The organism is Thiogranum sp. (genome assembly GCF_058323355.1).
This window is the reverse complement of sequence record NZ_JBTTIO010000056.1, coordinates 31,698-48,881: the sequence shown is the minus strand read 5'-3', so window position 1 is coordinate 48,881 and position 17,184 is coordinate 31,698. Positions and strand designations below refer to the sequence as shown.

Here is a 17,184-nt window from a genome sequence, read left to right as displayed (position 1 = left end):
GAAACGGTCTATGAGGTTATCCTGGCGCAGCACCTGCGGGAGAATCCCTGATGAAGAACGGGATCAACCGTACTGTGAATCGCCTTGTTGAGTAAATTTTCTCTCCTTTGCGCGCTTGGCGGCTTGGCGAGAGTCCATAATCAGCTTGAATTACCCACAAATATTTCTGAAGAGCCAAACAAATTAACCCCGTCATTTCGCACTCCTTGCGTTAACGTGTAACAATCATCGTCGCCTGGTCATATCCAGTTTTCAAGATCACAAATGCAGCGAAACCTGATAGAATCTCGACTGTTTTGGGCCTGTAGCTCAGTTGGTCAGAGCAGGGGACTCATCAAAATGGTGCGTCCACACAGAAATGTGCGGAATGAACGGGATGAATTCAGGGGAACCTCATCAGTCAGGCTGGTGGCAACCCTGAGCCAAGCCGAAGGTATACCTTCGGAAGGTGCAGAGACTACCTGGGGACTGGAAACCGCAAGGTTGCCGAAGTGTCCTTAATAACAGGCAAGAGCGTCCCGCGCCCTAACAACCCGGTTGAGGGTGATGAGATAGTCCACTCCTGATGGAAATATCAGGGTACAGTGAATCCCTTGGTCCCAGGTTCGAGTCCTGGCGGGCCCACCAACTCCATCCCTTCTTCAGCATTACGCAGAAATGGGCGATACTCCTGCAAAGACAAGCTTTATTCAGACATGACGAGGCGAAGAACAACATGAGTAATGAAGCCCCCCTGATCAGTGATGACCCGATGTATCGCCTGCTACGCGAAGGCGCAGTGGAGGAATTCAATACCCGGCGTGCCGCAGGCGAAGCCTGTGACTTGCGTGGCTGCGATTTCCGCACTCTGGATCTGCGCAAGCTGGACGCCACTGACCTGGATCTGCGTGACGCCTATTTCCGCCAGACAGACCTTCGCGGTGTTGACCTGTCAAATGCCAACCTCGAAGGCGCCAGCATCAACGCAGCAAAGATCTCCGGCGCCTATTTTCCGCCGCAGCTGAGCGCGGAAGAACTGATGCTGTCGCTGACACATGGCACGCGTATGCGTTACCGGAAAGACTAGTCACGGTCCAGCCACTCAACATAGCCTGCATACCAGAAAATCGAGTCCGACAAACGCGCCCTGACCTGCTCCAGGTGTGCCGTTACTGCATCGCGCAGCTTTTTGTCTTTTCGTAAATCGTCCAGTGTCAGTGTCATGCCTGTTATCACGGCTGTCGCTGACGGCAGTGGATTGTCATCCAGCGCCAGCTTGCCGTCCAGCATGGGAATCAGCGGCGCATCCGTCTCAAGCCAGCGGCCCTTTTGGTAGAACCGTTGCCAGGCCATGCGTACCAGCCGGCTGGCGAGCTGAGTGTGGCTTTTATCGCCACTGACACGCCCCCAGTCCTGCAAGCCCTTCGCCACCAGCGCATAGTCCTGCAGTGCGCCATCTGCCAGCACGCTCCCTGCATCCATAGCACGCACCAGGCGATCACCATTCCACAATGTGGTGGCAAGGTAGTTGGCAAGCTGCTCACCGTGGCGACGGTAGGCTTTTCCACCACCTGCTTCAACGGCATCCGCCAGCGCGCTCAGCGCCAGGCCATTCCATGCCGCCAGGCCCTTGCTGTCTGCGGGCAGGGAACGCCCTGCACGGGCTTTCAGTAGTTTGCTGCGTATCGCATCGAGACGTTTTTTCAATACGGCAACAGGTTGCCCGGTTTGCTTCGACAACCCGGCTTCCGTTAGCTGCCAGCGCGGCAACTTGCCCCACGCTGACTTCGAAACACCGGTTTCAAACCAGGCTTTCTTCGCCAGCTTCAGCTCATCGCCTGACAGCACCTTTTTGAGCGCCTCATCTGTCCACAGGTAGTAAGCCCCCTCTCTGCCGTGTTCGTCCACGGCGGAGAAGCTGCTGATGAAATAATTTTCCCGCCACATTTCACGCAACATAAAATCAAGTGTTTCAAAGGCCGTATCCCGGTAAACTTGCGCGTCAAAATCACTGGCAGCCCGCAGGTAAAGCGACACCAGCCGGGCATTGTCATAGAGCATTTTTTCATAGTGCGGCGTGTGCCAGCCCGGGTCCACGACATAGCGGAAGAAGCCGCCACCGACAAGATCGTGCATGCCTTGCGTGGCCATGTTGTCCAGTGTCAGACGCAGGAACTCATCGACATCGCCCTGTGCCTTGATACGACCGCGCGCATGCAGCAGGGCGCTTAACTGCGGGGTCATCGGGAACTTGTTCTGCTCGCCAAAACCACCGGACAAGTCATCCATTAATCGGCTGGCCTGTTCGACAAACCTGGGCGCCATTGGCGTATGTGGCACAGCCTGCTGTGTGTCGGGACGGCGTATTTCACGCCATTCCACCAGTGCGTCTTCCGCGATACGCCGCAATTCATCCGGCTCACTTTGCCAGCGTTCCTGCATCTGTTTCAGTACGGCAAGAAAACGGTCCCTGGGTAAATAGGTCATCCCCAGCATCGGGTAGCCTTCCGGCGTCAGGAAGACATTCAGCGGCCAGCCGGCACGGCCACGGGTGAGCTGTACGAATTCAATCAGGTGACTGTCGAGTGCCGGATTGAGTTCGCGGTCAACCTTGACCGGAATAAAATACCTGTTGAGAAATTCTGCTACCTGCGGATCCTGGTAGCTTTCACGCTGCATGACGTGACACCAGTGGCAGGAAAAATAGCCGCTGGAGATAAACAATGGCCGGTCCAGTTTCTTCGCCAACTGCACAGCGTCTTCCCCCCACACCTGCCAGTGCACGGGGTCATTGCCATGCATGGCGAGATAGGGAGAGGGATGATCGCTCAGGCGATTGGCGAATGGCGCCTGCCCCGCCATTGCGAGGGGGCTTGCAACGAGCACCACCAGGAACCACAAACACCCTTTACGCATGCGTACCTTCCTTGCAGAGATGAACCGATGTAAGCGTCTTGCTGGAGGGCTTACTTTTCGTCGTTCTCGTAACGATCCAGTTCTTTCTCCATTTCATCGTCTTTCAGCGGCTCATCTGTCATGGGCGGCTCGTACTCCTCGTGCGAACGCTCCGGACCCGGCTTGAAGCGTTCCGACATGAATACGCCTATTTCAAACAACAGCCACATGGGAATAGCCAGCAGCGTTTGCGAAATGATATCCGGCGGGGTCAGCAGCATACCCACAATAAACGCGGCAACGATAATATAGGGCCGTTTCTCTCGCAGTGTTTTGGGCGTTACCACACCGCTCCACACCAGCAACACCGTCGCCACCGGCACCTCAAAGGCCAGCCCGAATGCAAAAAACAGGGTCAGGACAAAATCCAGGTAACGACTGATGTCTGTCATGACCTCCACGCCTTCGGGCGCCGATTTGGTCAGGAAGCCAAACACCAGCGGAAACACGACAAAGTAGGCAAACGCCGCGCCCAGGTAAAACAACACCGTGCTCGACACCATCAGCGGCATGACACGCTGCTTTTCGTGCTGGTAAAGCCCTGGCGCCACAAAGGACCAGGCCTGGTAAAGGATATAGGGCATGGCGGCAAAGATGGCGACCACCATGGCCAGCTTGAACGGGGTAAAGAACGGCGAAGCGACCTCAATCGCAATCAGCGAACTGTTTTCCGGAAGGTGTGCCGTGAGTGGCCCGGCCAGTTGCGTGAACAGCCAGTTGGCGAAAGGCATGAGCGCGAGGAAAATCACTATGACCACCAGCACTACGCGCAGCAGGCGGTCGCGCAACTCGATCAAATGCGCAACGAAAGGCAGCTCTGCCTCTTCATCCGGTGGCTGGGGATTATCCGTTTGCGTCATTCGACTTGTGCGTTACAGCGACGGGTGGCTCAGGGTCGGGGGATGCGGGCTTTTCCTCACCCTGTGCTTCCAGTCCGTGTTTGGCATCCAGAATGGTTTGTTTGGTGTCTTCTATGATTTCGTACAACGATTCGCTGTTGGCCTGTTTGGCCAGCGCTTTCCTGAGTTCATCCGCGGCAATTTCACGGTCGATGTCCGCTTTTACGCCAGACACAAAACGCCGTGCGCGCCCGACCCACAGACCGGCCGTGCGCGCCAGCCCTGGCAGGCGTTCCGGCCCTACGACCAGAAGCGCCACCACGCCGATTACTGCAAGTTCCCAGAAGCCAATATCGAACATGCGCGGTCAAGACTGGCTCAGACTTTTTCCTGTTTCTTGGAGGTCACTTCGCCGTCAATGATGTGGCCGGCATTCTTGCCTTCCAGCTTTTCGTCGCCGCCCGGCTGATCGTCTTCCTTCATGGCCTTGCGGAAGCCCTTGATGGCGCCACCCAGATCACCGCCAATGTTGCGCAAACGCTTGGCGCCAAACAACACCAACACAATGGCGAGAATAATCAACAGCTGCCAAATACTGATACCCATAATGTTCTCCTGGAACCCAATCAGGCCGGGACTGGCCTATTTCTGTTCTCTTGCTGCCTTTTCATCCAGACCCGACAGACCAAAGCGGCGCTCCAGCTCGTTAAGCACCTGATCGGGGCCAAGCCCCTGGTGCGCCAGCAATACAAGACTATGAAACCACAAATCCGCCATTTCATAAACCAGCTGGTCGGCATCGCCGCCCTTTGCCGCAATTACGGTCTCGGTGGCTTCTTCACCGATTTTTTTCAGAATACTGTCCAGACCCTTGCTGTAAAGACTTGCAACATAGGACGAATCCGGCGCTGCCTGCTTGCGCTGTTCCAGCACTTCAGCCAACTGGCGAAGGATTTCGTCTGACATATCAGGATTTCCCGTAGATATCCGAGGGATCTTTCAACACCGGTTCAACGGTTTTCCAGCGCCCGCCTTCGAGTCTCTGGTAAAAACAACTGCGCCGCCCGGTATGACAGGCTATCCCGCCCTTTTGTTCGATTTGCAGGTTGATCACGTCATTATCGCAATCCAGGCGGATTTCCTTCACCACCTGCTGGTGACCGGATTCCTCGCCCTTGTGCCAGAGCTTTTGACGGGAACGCGACCAGTATACGGCATGACCGGTCTCGGCGGTCAGGCGCAGCGCCTCTTCGTTCATCCACGCGAACATCAGTACCTTGCCATCTTCGGCATCCTGGGCGATGACCGGTACCAGCCCGTCATCGGTCCACGCGATTGCATCCAGCCATTGTTCTGACATGCCGTTTTTTACCTGTATAAACCTGACGCGCAAGCGTCTGAATCCTTCCCTGCTGCGCTAGAGGCGCATTTCAATACCCTGGCTGGCCATGTGCTGCTTGGCCTCGGCAATCGTATATTCACCAAAGTGGAAAATACTCGCTGCCAGTACGGCATCCGCATGGCCCTGCAACACACCTTCGGCAAGGTGATCCAGGCTACCGACACCGCCGGATGCGATCACCGGCACATCGACTGCGTCGCTGACGGCACGGGTCAGCGCCAGGTCAAAACCGTTTTTGGTGCCATCACGATCCATACTGGTGAGCAGGATTTCCCCGGCGCCATATTCCACCATGCGTACCGCCCACTCGATGGCATCGATACCGGTTGATTTGCGACCGCCGTGGGTGAAAATTTCCCAGTGTATTTTCCCGGTCTTTGCACCATCGGCCACCTGCCTGGCATCGATAGCCACCACGATACACTGCGAACCAAACTGGTCTGCGGCCTCGCGCACAAAATCCGGGTTGAACACCGCAGCGGTATTGATGCCGACCTTGTCAGCACCGGCATTGAGCATACGGCGGATATCCGCCGGCTCGCGAATACCGCCGCCCACGGTCAATGGGATAAACACTTCACCCGCCACCTGCTCGACGACATGCACCATGGTGTCTCGCTGTTCGTGGCTGGCGGTAATATCGAGGAAGGTGATTTCGTCTGCACCTTGCTGGTCGTAGCGCCGGGCGATCTCTACCGGATCACCGGCATCGCGGATATCCACGAACTGCACGCCCTTGACGACGCGGCCGTTATCCACATCCAGGCAGGGAATAATACGTTTCGCCAGTGACACGAACTACCCGTCGACCAGCTTCTGCGCTTCAACCAGGTCAACGGTACCTTCATACAGTGCCCGGCCGATAATGGTACCTATGATGCCTTCGTCCGCAACGGCCTGAATCGCCTTGATGTCATCGAGGTTACTGATACCACCGGATGCAATCACGGGAATACTGATCGTGGCGGCCAGCTTTGCGGTTGCCTCCACGTTCACCCCCTGCATCATGCCGTCACGGCTGATATCGGTATAGATAATGGCTTCCACACCATCGCGCTCGAAACGCTGCGCCATGTCGATCACATCGTGGTTGGAGAGTTTCGACCAGCCATCGATGGCCACCTTGCCATCCCTCGCATCGAGACCAACAATAATATGCCCGGGGAATTCCAGGCACAGGTCATTGATAAAGTGCGGCGCACTGACGGCCCTGGTGCCGATAATGACATATTGCACACCGGCATCCAGGTACAACTGCACCGTATCTTCGTCGCGAATACCGCCACCGACCTGGATTGGCACATCGGGAAACGCCTCGGCAATACGATGCACCACATCGGCATTGACCGGCTGCCCGGCAAACGCGCCGTTCAGATCGACCAGGTGCAAGCGCTTCGCACCGGCGTCGACCCAGCGTTTTGCCATGTCCAGCGGATCGTCCGCAAAAATTGTTTCATCTTCCATTCGACCCTGGCGCAGGCGCACGCACTTGCCATCCTTGAGGTCGATTGCAGGAATCAGCAACATGTCCCCACCCTCGTGTTATCAATAAACATCATACCGCATTAACTGCCCTGTCCATCCCAGCGGCTGAAGTTGCGCAGCAGCGTCAATCCGGCGTGCTGGCTCTTCTCCGGGTGGAACTGTACCGCAAACAGGTTTTCACGGGCCAGCGCACAACAAAATGTACCGCCATAATCCGCAACACCCACACAGTCTTCAGGCTCGGCGGGCACCGCGTAGTAGCTGTGGACAAAATAGAAGCGGCTGCGCTGGTCAATATCCTGCCATAGCGGGTGCGCCTGCTGGTGTACCTGGTTCCAGCCCATATGCGGCACCTTGAGCTTCACGCCGTCAGCGTTGAGCGAATCGCTGAAACGCCGCACTTCGCCCTTGATCAGCCCCAGGCATTTCACCCCGTTATTTTCTTCACTGTGCTCCAGCATGGCCTGCATGCCCAGACAGATGCCCAGCAGCGGCTTGCTGGCAGCAACCTCGCGGATCACCTGGTCCAGCCCGCGGCGCAGTAACGCCTCCATACAGTGCCCGATACCGCCAACACCGGGGAAAATCACCCGCTCGGCCGCCAGAATTTCCTCTGCAACGGATGTGACGCGCACCCGGGTATCTCCCGCGACGTGTTCCACCGCCTTGGCGATGGAGTGCAGGTTACCCATTTCATAATCAATGATTGCGATGGTAGACATGGCGTACAGAAGCTTGCCGACGCGGCGCTGGAATTTTCCCGGCTACAGGCTCCCCTTGGTGGAGGGCATCATACCCGCCATGCGTGGATCCGCCTCGGCCGCCATGCGTACAGCGCGCCCAAACGCCTTGAATACGGTTTCAGCCACGTGGTGTGCATTGTCGCCACGCAGGCAATCGATATGCAGCGTCGCCCTGGCGTGACTTGTAAAGCCTTGAAAAAACTCATGAAAAAGATCCACGTCGAAATCACCGATGCGCCCGCGGGCAAAGCTGACGTGATATTCCAGCCCCGGCCTTCCGGAAAAATCGATCACCACGCGCGACAGCGCCTCGTCGAGCGGCACGTAGGCGTGCCCGTAACGACGAATACCTTTTTTATCGCCCAGCGCTTCGCTGAAGGCCTGTCCCAGCGCAATACCGATATCCTCCACGGTGTGGTGGGCATCGATGTGCAAATCCCCTTTTGCCTGTACGGATATATCCAGCAGGCCGTGGCGGGCAATCTGGTCCAGCATGTGCTCCAGAAAGGGGACACCGGTGTCGAATTCGGATTTGCCGGAGCCGTCCAGATCGAGTTTTACGCCAATCTGCGTCTCCAGGGTATCGCGCTGAATCTGCGCTGTTCTCGCCGTCATGATCAGGGTTTCGTTACCGTTGCTCGGAATGACTCGAATCCTATCTGAAATCGCGCAGTTAGAGAACCATTGTTTATGTATTAGTGGTTGCCGACAGGCGGAATTTTTGCACATAATGCGTACCTATGCTCATGCAGGTCGCGCTATGCCCACCCGAAAGCAGGAAAAGGTTGTTTCCCTGAAAGAAATCAAGGTTGCCTGCCAGGAGTGCAGCCTGAACGAGATCTGCCTGCCGGTTGGTATCGATGAAGAAGACATGGAGCGGCTGGATGCCATCATTGACCGCAAACGCCCGCTGGCGCGCGGCGATCAGCTGTTCCAGGTTGGCGACCGCTTCCGCTCACTGTTTGCGGTACGCTCCGGCTCGCTGAAGACCTACGCCACATCGGAAGACGGTCAGGAACAGGTGATGGGCTTTCACCTGCCCGGCGAGCTGGTCGGACTGGACGCCATTGCCAACGACACCCACCCACTCGCCGCCAAGGCGCTGGAAACCACCAGTGTCTGCGAAATACCCTTTGATCAGCTTGAAGCACTGAGTAACCGGTTACCGGATTTGCAACGCCAGATGCTGCGCGTCATGAGCCAGGAAATTCACAATGACGAGCAGAATATGCTCACACTCGGCCAGCGCTCGGCCGAGGAACGGCTCGCCGCCTTTCTGATCAGCCTCTCCAACCGCTACCGGCGGCGTGGCTTTTCAGCCACCCAGTTCAACCTGACCATGTCCAGAAGCGATATTGGTAACTACCTGGGGCTTGCGCTGGAAACTGTCAGCCGCCTGTTCACCCGCTTCCAGAACGAAGGCCTGCTGAAAGTCGAACGCCGCAGTATTGAACTGCTGGATCGCCAGCGCCTGTGCCATTTCTCCAGCGCCAACTGCTACGGCGACAACCCAACGCCTGACACCTGATCGCTCCGGAAACGCCCCCAGGGTGACGCAGACTTGATCTGCGTCAATGCCTGTTACGTCACACTCCCGCAAAGTACGCCTCAACCCCGCATGTCTACAGAGGAGTACAACAATGGGTACCTTGAAGAAAACCGTGATCGGCGTCGCCCTGGTCAGCAGTCTCGCTTCCATGCCACTCATGGCTTACGAAACAGGTGATTTTGTCGCCCGGGTTGGCTGGGCACACCTGGCACCGAATGATGATGCCGATGCTTTTTCCGGCATCCCCTCTCCCGCCACCACCGTCAGCGTTGAGGATTCCGATACGCTCGGTGTGTCCTTTACCTATATGTTCACCGATAACATCGGCCTGGGTGTACTTGGCGTGTGGCCGTTCACGGTAGACATCAAGGGCGACAAGGGCGCACTGGCCGGCGCCGGCAAGGTCGCCGACACCAAGGCATTACCGCCAACCTTTACACTCCAGTATCACTTCAATTCCGGTTCGAGCCTGCACCCCTATGTCGGCGCCGGTATCAACTACACCTATTTCTGGGATGAAAACACCAATGGCGCATTGAACGGCACCCAGCTCGATCTCGATGACAGTTTTGGTCTCGCCGCCGAAGCCGGCCTGGATTACGACCTCGGCAACGATACGCTGATCAGCGCGCAGGTCTGGTACGCGAAGATCGGCACCACGGCAAAATCGTCTGCCGCCGGCAAGGCGGATGTCGATATCGACCCCTGGGTCTTCATGCTGGGCGTCGGCAAGAAGTTCTGAAGTCACTGCAGGCGTGGCGAGAACCGCCACGCCTGTTTTCGTCCAATCTTTCTCTAGACAACAGGAAACGCTATGGACTCACAGACCACTTACAACTACAAGGTCGTGCGCCAGTTTGCCGTGATGACCATCGTGTGGGGCATCGTCGGTATGCTGGTCGGCGTCTTTATAGCCGCAGAACTGGTATGGCCGCAGCTGAACATGGACATTCCCTGGCTGACGTTCAGCCGCCTGCGTCCGCTGCATACCAATGCCGTTATTTTTGCATTTGGCGGCTCGGCACTGTTTGCGACGTCGTACTATGTCGTGCAACGCACCTGCCAGACACGCCTGTTTGGCGACAAGCTGGCGGCCTTCACCTTCTGGGGCTGGACACTGGTTATTCTACTGGCCGCCATCACCCTGCCGCTGGGCATTACCACCAGCAAGGAATACGCAGAGCTGGAATGGCCGATTGATATCCTCATCACCGTGGTCTGGGTGTCATATGCCATTGTGTTTTTTGGCACCATCATGAAACGTCGCGTCAAGCACATTTATGTCGCCAACTGGTTTTTCGGTGCGTTCATCCTGACCGTTGCCGTGCTGCACATTGTAAACAGCGCGGCCATCCCGGTGAGCCTGACCAAGTCCTATTCAGTATACCCGGGCGCCATCGACGCCATGGTGCAGTGGTGGTATGGCCATAATGCCGTGGGCTTCTTCCTGACAGCCGGTTTCCTCGGCATGATGTATTACTTCGTGCCCAAACAGGCGGGACGCCCGGTGTACTCCTACCGTTTGTCAGTGGTGCACTTCTGGGCGCTGATCTCGACCTACATGTGGGCCGGACCGCACCACCTGCACTACACGGCATTGCCAGTGTGGGCGCAGTCACTGGGCATGGTGTTCTCGCTGATCCTGCTGGCGCCCTCCTGGGGCGGCATGATCAACGGCATCATGACCTTGTCCGGCGCCTGGCACAAACTGCGCGACGATCCGATCCTCAAGTTCCTGATCGTGTCACTGTCTTTCTACGGCATGTCCACCTTTGAAGGCCCGATGATGGCGATCAAGACAGTCAACGCACTGTCCCACTACACCGACTGGACCATTGGCCACGTTCACTCCGGCGCGCTGGGCTGGGTCGCCATGGTCTCTATCGGCTCGATCTACTTCCTGATCCCGAAGCTGTTCGGGCGTGAGCAGATGTATTCCATCAAGCTCATCGACTGGCACTTCTGGATGTCGACCATCGGCGTGGTGCTGTACATCGTCGCCATGTGGATCTCCGGCATCATGCAGGGCCTCATGTGGAGGGCTGTCAATGACGACGGCACACTGACCTACAGCTTTGTCGAATCACTGGAGGCCATGTACCCGTACTACTTTGTCCGCTTCCTGGGTGGCGCGCTGTTCCTCTCCGGCATGCTGGTGATGGCCTACAACGTTATCAGGACGGTTTCCGGTGCAAAGCCTGTCGATGCACCTGTCCTGCAGACGGCATGAACGAGGAGAATTGTCATGAGTCATGAAGTCGTGGAAAAAAATATCGGTCTGATGGCGGTGCTGATCCTGCTGGTCATCAGTGTTGGCGGGCTGGTCGAAATCGTCCCGCTGTTCTTTGTGAAGAGCACAACGGAACCTGTTGAAGGCCTGAAACCCTACACCGCCCTGCAACTGGAGGGGCGCGATATCTACGTGCGTGAAGGCTGTTACCTTTGCCACTCACAGATGATCCGCCCGTTCCGTGCCGAGACCGAACGTTATGGCCACTACTCGGTAGCGGGTGAGTTCGTGTACGACCATCCCTTCCAGTGGGGTTCCAAGCGTACCGGCCCGGACCTGGCGCGCGTCGGTGGCCGTTACAGTGATGACTGGCACCGGGTTCACCTCATGAACCCCCGCGATGTGGTGCCGGAATCCAATATGCCGGGCTTCCCCTGGCTGGCGGAAAATGCACTGGACGGCAAGCTGATCAAAAAGAAAATGCGCGTGATGAATACGCTCATCAGCGCCACCTGTAACGGCTGCGAGACTTACAGCGATGCAGAAATCGACAAGGCTCCCGAAACGCTCAAGGGCAAGACCGAACTCGATGCACTGATCGATTACCTGCAAGTGCTCGGCACCGCCATTTCATCCCGGAGGTAAGCGCCATGGATCTCAATACATTGCGTGGAATCACTACCGTGCTGGCATTGATTGCTTTCCTGGCCGTGTGGGTCTGGGCCTGGAGCAACAAGCGCAAGCAAGCCTTCGACGAGGCAGCCAACCTGCCGTTCGCCGATGACAGTAACCTGGAACCAAAGGATGCAAGCCATGAATGAAGCAAACCTTGCACAGGATTTCGCCTTCACCAGTGAATTCTGGAGTGGCTGGATCATTGTTCTGACACTGGCCAATATCCTCGCCTGCTGGTGGCTGATACGCTGGACCGCCAAACGCCGCGCCGGTGAAGCCGCCGAAGGCGATACCACCGGACACACCTGGGACGAGACACTGGCCGAGTACAACAACCCGTTGCCACGCTGGTGGCTGTGGATGTTCTATATCACCCTGATCTTCAGCCTGGTCTACCTGGTACTGTACCCGGGGCTGGGTAGTTTCCGTGGTGTACTGAACTGGACCCAGCAGAGCGCCTACGCGAAGGAGATGGAGGCGGCGGATGCCAGGTTTGGCCCGCTGTTCGCGAAATTTGCCGCGAAACCCATCCCGGAACTTGCCCGGGACCCGGCGGCATTGCGCATTGGTGAACGCCTGTTCGTCAACTACTGCGCCAGCTGTCATGGCTCGGATGCCGGCGGCGCCATTGGCTTCCCCAGCCTGCGTGATAACGACTGGTTGTACGGCGGCACGCCTGAAGCCATTACCACCACCATTCTTGACGGCCGCAGCGGCACGATGCCCGGCTGGAAAGCCGCGCTGGGTGAACAGGGTGTCAAGGAAGTCGCTGCGTACGTGATCAGTCTCAGCGGGCGTGACGCCGATGCCGCACTGGTCAGTGCCGGACAACAACGTTTCGCCACCTACTGTGCCGCCTGCCACGGTGCTGACGGCAAGGGCAACCAGGCGCTGGGGGCACCCAACCTGACCGATAACATCTGGCTGTATGGCGGTTCTGCGGGAGCCATCCGCAAGACGATTGCCGAGGGGCGTACCGGCCGCATGCCTTCGCACCGCAACTTCCTGGGTGAAGACAAGGCGCACCTGCTGGCCACCTATATCTACAGCCTGTCACAGGAGAAACACTGAACTCATGCCGGCTGGGCCCGCAAGACCTGCTCAACCCACATCCCGCCCGGAACAGCACGGACAGGAAGGTTCCGGGCAGGATGAGATGTACGCCAGCCACAAGAAAGTCTATCCGCGTGAGGTCCACGGCACATTTGCCAGACTCCGCACCCTGGGCGTGGTGGTATTGCTGGGTCTGTTCTACGGCATCGCCTGGTTACCCTGGGATGGCCATCAGGCCGTCCTGTTCGACCTCCCGGCACGCAAGTTCTATATCTTCGGACTGACCTTCTGGCCGCAGGACTTCTTCTACTTTGCCTGGCTACTGGTTATTGCCGCGCTGTCGCTGTTCTTTTTCACGGCACTGGCCGGGCGCCTGTGGTGCGGTTATGCCTGTCCGCAGACGGTATGGACCGAGGCCTTCATGTGGATCGAACGCAAGATTGAAGGCACTCGCAACCAGCAGATCAAACTCGACAAAAGCAAGCTGACGCCCGTCAAGATTCGCACCAAGGCGCTGAAACATTTTATCTGGATCAGCTTCTCGTTGTTTACCGGCTTCACCTTCGTCGGCTATTTCACGCCTGTCCGTGAACTGACCGTGGAAGCCATGAATTTCAACCTTGGCCCCTGGGAAACTTTCTGGGTGTTCTTTTACGGCTTCGCCACCTATGGCAACGCCGGCTGGCTGCGTGAACAGGTGTGTATTTACATGTGCCCCTATGCACGCTTCCAGAGCGCCATGTTCGACAGGGACACGCTGGTCATTTCCTACGACGAAGCCCGCGGCGAACCACGCGGCTCTCGCAAGCGCAATGTCGACCCGGTCAGCCTCGGACTGGGTGACTGTGTCGATTGCACGCTGTGCGTACAGGTATGCCCCACCGGCATTGATATCCGTGACGGCCTGCAATACCAGTGTATCGGCTGCGCGGCCTGTATCGACGCCTGTGATGATGTCATGGACAAGATGGGCTATGCGCGTGGCCTGATTCGCTATACCACGGAAAATGCCATGGCAGGCCTGAAGACCCACCTGCTGCGTCCGCGTATTATTATGTACTCCATCGTGCTGGCAGCACTGACGACAGGCCTGGTATACGCCATTACCGTGCGCATGCCGCTGGAGCTGGATATTATCCGTGACCGTAACAGCCTGTACCGGGAAACCGTGGACGGGCTGGTGGAAAATGTCTACACGCTTAAACTGATCAACATGGACGACAAGGCGCATACTTTCCGGGTCAGCAGCTCGGGACTGGAAGGCATGCAGCTCAACATGGAATTACCGGTCGTGGAAGTCCCCGCCGGTGAGGTACGCAACCTGCCGGTATCGATACGGATTGACCCGATCGTGCTGGAACGCACTGCAAATACCATCGAATTCACATTACAGGCCCTGGACGATCCGTCACTGTCACGTACAGAAACCGCGCGCTTCCTTGGCCCGGTCATAAGGTAGACACCATGCAGCAAGCAGCAAACATTGACCCGACCCCCTGGTACCGTAAAGCCTGGCCCTTGCTGTTGTTCATTCCACCGGTCGGCGCAGTGATTGGCGGTATACTGACCATCGTGCTTGCCATCCACAGTCCGAATGCACTGGTTGTCGATGACTATTACAAGGAAGGCCTGGCCATCAACCAGCAGAAGCACCGCATCGAAGCAGCCAGGCAGCAGCAACTTGACGCCCTGCTGCGCAGCGATGGCAGCCGGCTTGAACTGACACTCAGGCGTCATGAGAAAACAGCGGACGAGACATTATCGCTCCAGTTCATTCACGCAACACGTGCCGAGCTGGATCGCAATATTCAGATGAAACGGGCAGGTAACGGGAAATACGTCGCCCCCACACCTGCGCTACCGGCCGGTGTCTGGTATCTTCGTCTCCGACCCGCCGACAAACGCTGGGAAATACGTGCCCGCGTACAGAGCGGAAAGCGGTTCCAGGTGCGCCTGAGTTCGGACGAACTCTGAAAGCACCCGGAATACCGAAAAGGAGGAGCACATGTCGGACATACCCCGTATTCAACGTATCATCGCCGTGTTGTGGCCGTCTTTCCTGACGTCCGGTATTGCCACCGGCGCTTTCTTCACGTTGTTCGACCCGCTGGACCTGATCCACATCGCCGGCCTGCCCGCGATGAGCCGCATGGGCGCCTACAGCACTGGATTCTTCCTGTTCTGGCTCCTGACCGCCGGGACCTGCGCACTGACCTGCTACTTCCAGAGGCCCTGCCACAACACCAACAACAACGGGGTCAGCCGGGCCTGACCTGCAACCAGAAGGTCACCGGGCCATCGTTCACCAGGCCCACCTGCATGTCGGCGCCAAATTGCCCGGTTTCCACCTGCGGGTGCCTGATGCCGGCCTGCTCAACAAGGTAGTCAAACCACTTCCTGCCCTGTTCCGGTGAAGCCGCCTGGCTGAAACCGGGCCGACGCCCGCGTGAAGTATCCGCCGCCAGCGTAAATTGCGGCACCAGCAGCAGGCCACCGCCGACCTCGCTCAGCCCCAGGTTCATACGGCCCTCGGCATCGCTGAACACCCGGTAGCCCAGCAGGCGCTCCAGCAGGCGGTCTGCCTGCAGGGCGCAGTCGCCACGTTCCACACCAATCAACACCAGCAGGCCGGTACCGATGCTGCCGACACGTTTCCCCTCAACATCGACCCAGGCTTCGGTTGTACGCTGTAACAGGGCTATCACGACAGCTGCCCGGCAAAATCGTCTGTGGCTTCCAGTAACGCATCCGCGATGGCCGGTTCCCCGGCTGAATGCCCGCTTGCCGGGATAATGCGCAATTCCGCCCCCGGCCATGCGCGATGCAGGGCAAAGGCCTGGTCGACCGGGCACACCACGTCATAGCGGCCGTGGATGATACGACCGGGGATGCCCGCGAGGCGTCCTGCATCCTCGATAATCCGGTCAGGGCGGATAAAGGCATCATGAACGAAATAGTGACATTCGATACGCGCCATGCTCAACGCAATATGGCTGTCGGCAAAGTGCCGCACCAGTGATGGCTGACGCTGGAGCGTCGAAGTCGTGCCTTCCCAGACCGACCAGGCGCGCGCGGCGGCCAGACGTCGCACTTCATCGTCGCCGGTCAGCAGCGTGTAGTAGGCCTGCACCAGCCTGTCACGGCGTGCCGGAGGCACGGGCGCGATAAAATCCTGCCAGGCCTCCGGAAACAGCCGCGATGCACCCTGCTGGTAAAACCAGTCGATGTCCTGCCGGCGACACAGAAAAATACCTCGCAGCACCAGCGCCAGCACGCGCGCCGGAAATGCCTGTGCGTACAACAAACCGAGCGTGGATCCCCAGGAACCACCAAACAGCATCCACTGCCCGATATCGAGGTGCTCACGAATACGTTCCATATCGTCAAGTAATGCCTGCGTGGTGTTGCCTTCCAGACTGGCGTGCGGGGTCGAACGACCACAGCCGCGCTGGTCAAACAGCACTATGCGGTAACGATCCGGGTCAAAAAACTGCCGGTGCCAGGGTTCACAACCGCCGCCCGGCCCACCGTGTACAAACAGCACGGGTATGCCGGCCGGATTACCGCATTCCTCTATGTACAGCGCATGGGGCGCCTCAACCTTCAGTGTATGACGGACATAGGGTTCGACGGGGGGGTAGAGCGCTCGCATGCGTTGTATTTTGACATAAAAAAAGGCGTGCAAAGCACGCCTTTTCCGGATTGCAGCCGGTGCTAGATAAACAGGCAGATGTCGGAATCCTTGGCGACCGGCAGGAAGTAGGTCGCGCCAACATAGTCGGTGACTTCCGGGATAAACTCGCCCTGGTCGAAACCGAACACGTCCACCGTCATCTGGCAGGCAACCATCTTCACGTCAGCTTCGACGCACAGGTCACGCAGTTCTTCGACAGTGGCAACACCCTTGTTCTTGAAGGTCTGCTTCATCAGTCCGGTAGCCACCTTTTCAAAACCGGGAACACCGGCCATCAACAGGTTAGGCATTGGCCAGTCAAAGTCCTGGAACCACTTGGGACCAAACGGCATTTTCATTGGCATGGCCGGGTTACCCAGCGGGCTGACCAGCGTATTGCTGAGATCTTTCTTGAGCAGCAACAGACCGTAGAAAGTAAAGAAGATCGAGGTATCCCAACCCAGCGCGGCTGAAGTCGAGGCGAGGATAAAGGGCGGATAGGCCCAGTCCAGCGTACCTTTGGTAGCGATAATCGACATCGCAGGTGTACGTGCTTCATCAATGCTCTGCAATTTTGCCGGCAGCATTTCGTCCAGTTTCT

At 57.6% G+C, this 17,184-nt stretch carries 23 protein-coding genes; 10 read left to right on the top strand and 13 right to left on the bottom strand.

Annotated features, from left to right (window positions below):
* The first annotated feature begins 715 nt into the window (after window positions 1–715).
* Window positions 716–1,066, top strand: a complete 351-nt coding sequence (locus tag ACW81B_RS08215; protein ID WP_491579735.1) for a pentapeptide repeat-containing protein — start codon at window positions 716–718, stop codon at window positions 1,064–1,066.
* Here ACW81B_RS08215 and ACW81B_RS08210 read toward each other — a convergent pair.
* From ACW81B_RS08210 to hisB, 10 genes are read right to left on the bottom strand one after another with little or no spacing between them, the layout of a single operon-like run.
* Window positions 1,063–2,895 carry a thioredoxin domain-containing protein gene (locus ACW81B_RS08210; protein WP_491579734.1) on the bottom strand — a complete coding sequence of 611 codons (1,833 nt, stop codon included), beginning with the start codon at window positions 2,893–2,895 and terminating at the stop codon, window positions 1,063–1,065. The two genes, ACW81B_RS08215 and ACW81B_RS08210, sit on opposite strands and share 4 nt — an antisense overlap.
* Before the next feature lie 50 nt (window positions 2,896–2,945).
* Window positions 2,946–3,794 carry a twin-arginine translocase subunit TatC gene (gene tatC / locus ACW81B_RS08205; protein WP_491579733.1) on the bottom strand — a complete coding sequence of 283 codons (849 nt, stop codon included), beginning with the start codon at window positions 3,792–3,794 and terminating at the stop codon, window positions 2,946–2,948.
* Entirely contained in the window at window positions 3,778–4,134 is a 357-nt protein-coding gene (gene tatB, locus ACW81B_RS08200) for a Sec-independent protein translocase protein TatB (protein ID WP_491579732.1), read from the bottom strand. The genes tatC and tatB overlap by 17 nt, the downstream gene beginning before the upstream one ends.
* 17 nt (window positions 4,135–4,151) lie before the next feature.
* Complete coding sequence (tatA, locus tag ACW81B_RS08195) at window positions 4,152–4,379, bottom strand: twin-arginine translocase TatA/TatE family subunit (protein ID WP_491579731.1); 228 nt, start codon at window positions 4,377–4,379, stop codon at window positions 4,152–4,154.
* Between the two features lie 36 nt (window positions 4,380–4,415).
* Window positions 4,416–4,739: a phosphoribosyl-ATP diphosphatase gene (locus ACW81B_RS08190; RefSeq protein WP_491579730.1), complete on the bottom strand. Its 324-nt coding sequence runs from the start codon at window positions 4,737–4,739 to the stop codon at window positions 4,416–4,418.
* Between the two features lies 1 nt (window position 4,740).
* Window positions 4,741–5,133, bottom strand: coding sequence for a phosphoribosyl-AMP cyclohydrolase (gene hisI / locus ACW81B_RS08185; protein ID WP_491579729.1), 393 nt, complete (start codon window positions 5,131–5,133; stop codon window positions 4,741–4,743).
* A gap of 57 nt (window positions 5,134–5,190) precedes the next feature.
* Window positions 5,191–5,970, bottom strand: coding sequence for an imidazole glycerol phosphate synthase subunit HisF (hisF, locus tag ACW81B_RS08180; RefSeq protein ID WP_491579728.1), 780 nt, complete (start codon window positions 5,968–5,970; stop codon window positions 5,191–5,193).
* A 3-nt stretch (window positions 5,971–5,973) separates the two neighbouring features.
* On the bottom strand, window positions 5,974–6,702 hold the full coding sequence (gene hisA, locus ACW81B_RS08175) for a 1-(5-phosphoribosyl)-5-[(5-phosphoribosylamino)methylideneamino]imidazole-4-carboxamide isomerase (protein ID WP_491579727.1): 729 nt from the start codon (window positions 6,700–6,702) through the stop codon (window positions 5,974–5,976).
* A gap of 38 nt (window positions 6,703–6,740) precedes the next feature.
* Window positions 6,741–7,382 (bottom strand): imidazole glycerol phosphate synthase subunit HisH, encoded by a 642-nt coding sequence (gene hisH, locus ACW81B_RS08170; protein WP_491579726.1) that lies wholly within the window; start codon window positions 7,380–7,382, stop codon window positions 6,741–6,743.
* A gap of 42 nt (window positions 7,383–7,424) precedes the next feature.
* Window positions 7,425–8,018: an imidazoleglycerol-phosphate dehydratase HisB gene (hisB, locus tag ACW81B_RS08165; RefSeq protein WP_491579725.1), complete on the bottom strand. Its 594-nt coding sequence runs from the start codon at window positions 8,016–8,018 to the stop codon at window positions 7,425–7,427.
* 145 nt (window positions 8,019–8,163) lie between these two features.
* On the opposite strand from hisB, the gene fnr reads away from it, so the two are divergent.
* From fnr to ACW81B_RS08120, 9 genes are all read left to right on the top strand, one after another.
* A complete protein-coding gene (gene fnr / locus ACW81B_RS08160; protein ID WP_491579724.1) occupies window positions 8,164–8,931 on the top strand; it encodes a fumarate/nitrate reduction transcriptional regulator Fnr in 768 nt (255 codons plus the stop codon).
* A gap of 112 nt (window positions 8,932–9,043) precedes the next feature.
* A complete protein-coding gene (locus ACW81B_RS08155) occupies window positions 9,044–9,694 on the top strand; it encodes an OmpW/AlkL family protein (protein ID WP_491579723.1) in 651 nt (216 codons plus the stop codon).
* Between the two features lie 72 nt (window positions 9,695–9,766).
* Window positions 9,767–11,182: a cytochrome-c oxidase, cbb3-type subunit I gene (gene ccoN / locus ACW81B_RS08150; RefSeq protein ID WP_491579722.1), complete on the top strand. Its 1,416-nt coding sequence runs from the start codon at window positions 9,767–9,769 to the stop codon at window positions 11,180–11,182.
* A 15-nt stretch (window positions 11,183–11,197) separates the two neighbouring features.
* Window positions 11,198–11,827, top strand: a complete 630-nt coding sequence (gene ccoO / locus ACW81B_RS08145) for a cytochrome-c oxidase, cbb3-type subunit II (RefSeq protein ID WP_491579721.1) — start codon at window positions 11,198–11,200, stop codon at window positions 11,825–11,827.
* 5 nt (window positions 11,828–11,832) lie between these two features.
* Window positions 11,833–12,003, top strand: a complete 171-nt coding sequence (locus tag ACW81B_RS08140; protein WP_491579720.1) for a cbb3-type cytochrome oxidase subunit 3 — start codon at window positions 11,833–11,835, stop codon at window positions 12,001–12,003.
* Window positions 11,996–12,928, top strand: a complete 933-nt coding sequence (ccoP, locus tag ACW81B_RS08135) for a cytochrome-c oxidase, cbb3-type subunit III (protein WP_491579719.1) — start codon at window positions 11,996–11,998, stop codon at window positions 12,926–12,928. Before ACW81B_RS08140 ends, ccoP begins: the two co-directional genes overlap by 8 nt.
* Window positions 12,929–12,932: 4 nt before the next feature.
* Window positions 12,933–14,369 carry a cytochrome c oxidase accessory protein CcoG gene (ccoG, locus tag ACW81B_RS08130; RefSeq protein ID WP_491579718.1) on the top strand — a complete coding sequence of 479 codons (1,437 nt, stop codon included), beginning with the start codon at window positions 12,933–12,935 and terminating at the stop codon, window positions 14,367–14,369.
* Window positions 14,370–14,374: 5 nt separating this feature from the next.
* The gene (locus ACW81B_RS08125; protein ID WP_491579717.1) at window positions 14,375–14,884 is read left to right on the top strand and encodes a FixH family protein; all 510 of its coding nucleotides are present in this window, start codon (window positions 14,375–14,377) and stop codon (window positions 14,882–14,884) included.
* Window positions 14,885–14,915: 31 nt separating this feature from the next.
* The gene (locus ACW81B_RS08120; RefSeq protein WP_491579716.1) at window positions 14,916–15,182 is read left to right on the top strand and encodes a hypothetical protein; all 267 of its coding nucleotides are present in this window, start codon (window positions 14,916–14,918) and stop codon (window positions 15,180–15,182) included.
* On the opposite strand, the gene dtd is transcribed toward ACW81B_RS08120, so the two are convergent.
* The 3 genes from dtd to dsrE2 all read right to left on the bottom strand — a co-directional run bounded on the left by dtd (window position 15,169) and on the right by dsrE2 (window position 17,122).
* Window positions 15,169–15,615: a D-aminoacyl-tRNA deacylase gene (gene dtd, locus ACW81B_RS08115; RefSeq protein ID WP_491579715.1), complete on the bottom strand. Its 447-nt coding sequence runs from the start codon at window positions 15,613–15,615 to the stop codon at window positions 15,169–15,171. The genes ACW81B_RS08120 and dtd overlap by 14 nt on opposite strands.
* A complete protein-coding gene (gene pip / locus ACW81B_RS08110) occupies window positions 15,612–16,562 on the bottom strand; it encodes a prolyl aminopeptidase (RefSeq protein ID WP_491579714.1) in 951 nt (316 codons plus the stop codon). The genes dtd and pip overlap by 4 nt, the downstream gene beginning before the upstream one ends.
* Window positions 16,563–16,624: 62 nt before the next feature.
* Window positions 16,625–17,122 carry a sulfur carrier protein DsrE2 gene (gene dsrE2, locus ACW81B_RS08105; RefSeq protein ID WP_491579738.1) on the bottom strand — a complete coding sequence of 166 codons (498 nt, stop codon included), beginning with the start codon at window positions 17,120–17,122 and terminating at the stop codon, window positions 16,625–16,627.
* Window positions 17,123–17,184: the final 62 nt, after the last annotated feature.